Source organism: Natrinema soli (genome assembly GCF_028618695.1).
This window is the reverse complement of record NZ_JAQIVI010000438.1, coordinates 1-1,064: the sequence shown is the minus strand read 5'-3', so window position 1 is coordinate 1,064 and position 1,064 is coordinate 1. Positions and strand designations below refer to the sequence as shown.

2 protein-coding genes are annotated in these 1,064 nt (G+C 63.4%); one reads left to right on the top strand and one right to left on the bottom strand.

Going from position 1 to position 1,064, the window contains the following annotated elements:
- A partial coding sequence (locus PGX04_RS23450) for a TOBE domain-containing protein (protein ID WP_273740720.1) occupies window positions 1-209 on the top strand: 209 nt, incomplete at its 5' end.
- A 52-nt stretch (window positions 210-261) separates the two neighbouring features.
- On the opposite strand, the gene PGX04_RS23445 is transcribed toward PGX04_RS23450, so the two are convergent.
- On the bottom strand, window positions 262-927 hold the full coding sequence (locus PGX04_RS23445) for an HD domain-containing protein (RefSeq protein WP_273740719.1): 666 nt from the start codon (window positions 925-927) through the stop codon (window positions 262-264).
- Between the last annotated feature and the right edge of the window lie 137 nt (window positions 928-1,064).

Sequence of the window (1,064 nt, the reverse complement as noted above, 5' to 3'; positions counted from 1 at the left end):
GGGACGCCGTCGCTCGGGTGGGGATCGGCCTCGAGAATGCGGACGGTGGCGACGGCGGGAGCGACACCGAACTCGTCGCGCTGGTCACTCGGCGGAGCGTCGAGACGCTGGGACTCGAGCCCGGGCGATCGATCGTGGCCTCGGTGAAGGCGACGGCGGCGCGTGGTGTCGGGATCGAAGATCGCTCACAGGGGAATTCTGGCGACTGACGGCGCTTCGAAGCCCCATCGGCGTCTCTCTCGAGACTCGCCGAAGTCCAGATTACCGCTCTCCCTCGACGCCGATTTCCCTCTCGAACTGTGCGAAGAAATCGTCCATGAACCGTCGTCGTGAGTCGCCCAGACGCCGTCCCGGCGCGGTATACAACGCGTTCAGACGCTCCCGCGCCCACTCCCGAAGGAGCGCGATGTCGGGACGGTCAGACGAATCCGTTCCGGACACCGATGCATCGTCGATGACCGCGTACTTTTCACCGGCTCTGCCCGACCGCTCGCCGACGATACAGGCCATTCGAACGATACCGCGCGCTCCGGCAGCGTCTAACTTGTCCGCATCGAAGAGCAGTCTGGCCTCGAGCGTCTCCGGTTCCGGAGAGCTCGCCCGAATACTGTGCGCTCGAATGCAGTGTGTGACCGCGTCGATTCGATCCGCCGTCACTCCGTCCGTCTCGAGAAGATCCGCGGCTTCGGCCGCGCCCCACTCGTCGTGATCGTCGATCGCTCCCGTTCTCTCCCGCGGGCGACCGATATCGTGTAACCATGCCGCCGCGGAAAGGACGGCTCTATCGACATTACTCTCGCAGTCCGCTGCTAACCGAATCGAGACGTTTCTGACTCGGGCAGCGTGGAACAGATCGTGCGCCGGAAGGGCGTCTTCGTAATAGGGCTTCGACAACTCTCGAGCGCGGGAACCTAATTCCTGCGACATTATACAAGTGGTGCCTATGTGACGAGAAATAATCGTTCTGGAGCGTTCGGATGGCGGTCGGTCGGAGTGGTGTAACTCCGTCCGAGGACACCGGCCTGCGAGCCCCAACGCTTTCTCGAGGGGGCACGTACTGACGG

Bases quoted from the DNA above. Each gene is read 5' to 3' on its own strand.
- PGX04_RS23445 (WP_273740719.1), bottom strand. From the start codon at position 927: ATGTCGCAGGAATTAGGTTCCCGCGCTCGAGAGTTGTCGAAGCCCTAT.